Genomic DNA, 4,497 nt, shown 5'->3' on the forward strand with positions numbered 1-4,497 from the left:
CGCCGGCGGACAAGCCGCGCGGCGTGGGCCAGCATCCGCATCGCGGGTTCGAGACCGTGACCATCGTCTACCAAGGCGAGCTCGAGCATCGCGACTCGACCGGCAACGGCGGCAAGATCGGTCCCGGCGACGTGCAGTGGATGACGGCGGCGTCCGGCATTCTCCACGAGGAGTTCCACTCGAAGGCGTTCACCCGCAAGGGCGGTACGCTGGAGATGGTGCAGCTCTGGGTCAACCTGCCGGCCAAGGACAAGGCGGCGGCTCCGGGCTACCAGACGCTCCTCAACGCCGATATTCCGTCCGTCGATCTCGCGGATGGAGTGGGCCGCATGCGGGTGATTGCCGGCGCATACGAGGCTCGGAAGGGACCGGCGCGGACGTTCACGCCGATCAACATCTGGGACCTCAAGCTCAACCGCGACAAGACGGCGACGCTCAGCCTGCCCGAGGGCCACACGGTGGCTCTGGCGGTGCTCAGCGGCACGGTCCTCGTCAACGGCGAGGAGGTGGTGCGGAGCGCGCAGCTCGTGACGTTCGATCGGACGGGCGGCGACATTACGCTCGAAGCCAACAACGACGTCACCGTGCTCGTTCTCTCGGGTGAACCGATCAACGAGCAGGTGGTGGCACACGGTCCGTTCGTGATGAACACGGTCGGCGAGATCAAGAAGGCCATGCTCGATTTCGAGCAGGGCCGCTTCGGCACCATGGAAGAGACCGTGCACTAGAGCGCGGTCGCGCCAAGGCCCCGGTCGGTTAAGGCCGGGGCCTTTTTTTTGCTTACTCGGCGGCGCCGCGAAGATCGCCCATCTGGCGCTCGAAGAGGTGCCGGTAGCGACCACCCGCCCGGCGCATGAGCTCGACGTGCGGTCCGTCCTCCACGATACGCCCCTGATCGAACACGAGGATCCGATCCAGAGCCCGCACAGTCGACAGGCGGTGGGCGATGACGATCGCCGTGCGGCCCTTGAGCAAGCGCTCGATGGCCGCCTGGATGAGCTGCTCCGACTCCGAGTCGAGGCTCGACGTCGCCTCGTCCAGGATCAGGATCGGCGCATCGACCAGGAACGCCCGCGCCAGCGCGATGCGCTGACGCTCGCCGCCCGACAGCTTTACGCCACGCTCGCCGACGAGCGTGTGATAGCCCTTCGGCAGGCGGGCAATGAAGTCGTGCGCATTGGCAAGCCGCGCCGCGCGCTCGATCTCCGCCTCGGATGCTCCGGGCCGCCCGTAGCCGATATTCTCGGCCAGCGTGCGGTGGAACAGGATCGGATCCTGCGGAACGATGGCGATCTGCGCACGCAGCGACTGCTGCGTCACCTCCGCCACGTCCTGCCCGTCGATCAGAACGCGACCGCCCGTGACATCGTAGAGCCGCTGGATCAGCTTGACGAACGTCGTCTTGCCGGATCCCGAGTGACCGACGAGGCCGACGCGCTCGCCGGCCCGGATCGTGACCGAGAGGTCGCGATAGAGCGGCGTCTCGTGGGCGCCGTAGTGGAAGCCGACGTTGTCGAAGCGCACCTCTCCAGCCGTGATCCTTACCGACACGGCGCCGGCGCGGTCCACGACGCCGATGGGCGTCGCATGCAATTCCACCAGCTCGTCCATGTCGTTCACGGAGCGCTGCAGGTTGTGCACGTGCATGCCGACATCGCGCAGATAGCCGTGCACGACGAAGTACGTCGTCAGCATGTACGTCACGTCGCCGGGCGTCGCCCTGCCAACCCACCAGAGCCAGAGGCCAGCGCCGGCCAAGAGCGAGCGCACGAGCAGCAGCACCACGTGCTGGCTCGTGCCCGACAGCGTGTGGCGATACCACGTGCGCCAGATGCGCCGCTTCCACCGCGCGACGACGCCGGCGAGGCGTGCGTCCTCGCGGTCCTCGGCGCCATAGGCCTTGACCACGGCGTTACAGCCCAGCGCATCCGCCAGCGTGCCGCCGATGCGCGTATCCCACGCATTTGAAAGTCTGGCGGCGGGCGCGATGTAGAACATGGCCAGCGCCACGACGAGACCCATGAGCGGCCATTGCACGGCCAGCACCACCGTCGTCGCCATGAGCACGAACGCCGACGGCAACAGGGCCAGCAGCAGGGTGTCGTTCAGCATGTCGACAGCCCACATGCCGCGCGTCACCTTGCGCATCACCGAGCCCGAGAAGCTGTTGGCATGCCAATCCGTGGAGAAACGCTGCACGCGGGCGAACGTCTCCTGCGCGATGTCCGCCATCATGCCGAGCGACAGCGGGATCACGCCGAGCCAGCCCCAATGGCGCAACGCCACCATGCCGGCGCCGAGGGCGACCATGGCGGCGAACGCCTCGAGCGCGCGCGACAGCGCAACGTCTCGCGCCTGATCGGCAAGCAAGAGCGCATCGACGAGACGGCCCGAGAAGAACGGGATGAATACGTCCGCCAGCGTGGCGAGCAGGATCGCGCCGGCAATCCTGGCAACCAGGAGCTTGCGGCGGCGCCAATGGTCCAATGTGTAGGCGAGCACGGCCCTCATGGCCGCACGTCCGCCGTTGCGGTTTTCCGTCGTCATTTCAATCACGGCGCGCGAGCGCCGTCTCCAGAGGTCGGGGATACAATGGACACACGCCGGGCGTGCATCAGCGGTCCGAAAGCGAATTTGGGATTGGCCAAGGGGCCGGCACGCCGCTTGGCGGCGCAAGGGACGGTCGAGCTAAGAGAGCTGGACGGTCCAAGCCGGGCAAAGGCGCAAACGTGTGACGATCATGCAGTCCTCCCCGGTTGAGTTGAAGTCGCGCGGGTTCTAGCAGCTGCCCGCAAAAGAGGCAAGGCGTCCCGCGCTCACATTTTCCTTATCGCAGGGTCATCCGGCGATTTCATGACGCGGCGCTCGCCCACTCACATAGAACGAGAGCGCAACCGCCGGCGCGTTCCCGCACTCGTCGCACATCACACAATGCTGCGGACGAGGCCGCCTTCGGCGCGGATGGACGCGCCGTTGATGGCGGAGGCGCGGTCAGAGCAGACGAAAGCGACTGTGTCTCCGATCTCCCTGGGGTCGATGAGGCGGCCGATCAGCGAGCTCGGGCGGTTGTCGGCGATGAATCTCCGCTCGGCATCGACGCCCTTCAGGTCCGGATAGATGCTGCCGATGAACTCCTCGACGCCGGGCGTGCGCGTCGGGCCCGGCAAGACAGAGTTGACGGTGACGTTGGTATTCTTGGTCAGCTCGGCAAGCGAGCGGGCGATCGAGAGCTGCATGGTTTTCGTGGCGCTATAGTGCGCCATCTCGGGCGCGGGGCTGACGCCGGACTCGCTCGAGATGAAGACGACGCGGCCGTGGCCGCGCTCCAGCATGTCCTTGAGATAGTGACGCGAGAGGCGCACGCCGCTCATGATGTTGATATCGAACAGGCGCTGCCAGGCCTCGTCCGTCTCGTCGAAAAAGCCCACCGCTTCATAGATGCCGAGGTTGTTGACCAGGATGTCGACCGACGGCACCGCAGCGATGGTGGCTGCGCAGCCCTCGGCCGTGCCGTTGTCGGCTGCCAGCGGAACGAGATCGGCCTTGGGGAGGCCGGCACGGATATCGGCGATGGCCGTGTCGACGCTCGCCTTGCTGCGTCCGTTGATGATGACGCGGGCGCCGTCTGCGGCCAGCGAACGGGCGATCTCGAGGCCGATGCCTCCGGACGAGGCCGTAACGAGCGCAGTCTTGTCGGCGAGATCCAGGTTCATTGAGGTTTCCTGACGGGTCGGTTTCAATTGCTTCCGGGACTACTACGCGGCATGAACGGCGCCAGATCAACATCGGAGTGCTCAGATCGGGATCACGCTGCCGGGAACGCATTTTCCGTGCACATGTCTTAGTGTATGAAGCGCGCCGCCGCTGCGGCCAAGCTCTCGACCTGTCTTGCAACGAGTTCTCCCAATGTCCCACGACGTGCTGCTCGCCCTCGCCGGATTTGCGGTCGCCGCGTCCATCACTCCCGGGCCAAACAATCTCCTGGTGCTGACCTCGGGGCTCAATCACGGCGTCGGTCGGACGCTGCCGCTGATCGCCGGTATCAGCGGCGGCTTCGCGTTCATGCTGGTCGCCCTCGGAATCGGGCTCGGAACGGCGATGCGCACGACCCCCAGCCTGCACGCTGCCGCAAAGATCTCCGGTCTCGCCATCATGCTGTGGCTGGCCTGGAAAATCGCATCGAGCCCTGCGGAACCTAACGCAGCGCCGGATGCGCGAGCGGCACAACCGATTTCATCCTTGACCGGCGCGCTGTTCCAATGGATCAACCCTAAGGCCTGGGCCATCGCGCTCTCTGCAATCGCGGCGTTCTCGGATCCTCACGCGGCGCTGACAAGCCTGGCTTGGGTCTCGGGCGCCTTCTTCGTCGTGGCGTTCGCTTCTCTCAGTGCATGGGCGGCGTTCGGCAGTCTCATGCGGCGGGCCATCGACAGTCCCGGAAAACTGCGCACCTTCAATATTGTCATGGCGCTGCTCTTGATCGCGAGCGCGCTGCCC

General features: G+C 66.0%; 4 protein-coding genes. 2 read left to right on the top strand and 2 right to left on the bottom strand.

The window, feature by feature from the left end:
* A partial coding sequence (locus QZV93_RS16760) for a pirin family protein (protein ID WP_295559771.1) occupies positions 1 to 728 on the top strand: 728 nt, incomplete at its 5' end.
* 52 nt (positions 729 to 780) lie between these two features.
* Here QZV93_RS16760 and QZV93_RS16765 read toward each other — a convergent pair.
* Together QZV93_RS16765 and QZV93_RS16770 are read right to left on the bottom strand one after the other, a co-directional pair.
* The gene (locus QZV93_RS16765; protein WP_295559773.1) at positions 781 to 2,511 is read right to left on the bottom strand and encodes an ABC transporter ATP-binding protein; all 1,731 of its coding nucleotides are present in this window, start codon (positions 2,509 to 2,511) and stop codon (positions 781 to 783) included.
* A 413-nt stretch (positions 2,512 to 2,924) separates the two neighbouring features.
* Positions 2,925 to 3,713: an SDR family oxidoreductase gene (locus QZV93_RS16770; RefSeq protein WP_295559775.1), complete on the bottom strand. Its 789-nt coding sequence runs from the start codon at positions 3,711 to 3,713 to the stop codon at positions 2,925 to 2,927.
* 193 nt (positions 3,714 to 3,906) lie between these two features.
* Here QZV93_RS16770 and QZV93_RS16775 point away from each other — a divergent pair.
* Positions 3,907 to 4,497: LysE family translocator (locus QZV93_RS16775; RefSeq protein ID WP_295559777.1), on the top strand; the 591-nt coding region annotated here is incomplete at its 3' end.

Source organism: uncultured Hyphomicrobium sp. (assembly GCF_902826555.1).
Classification (GTDB): domain Bacteria; phylum Pseudomonadota; class Alphaproteobacteria; order Rhizobiales; family Hyphomicrobiaceae; genus Hyphomicrobium_C.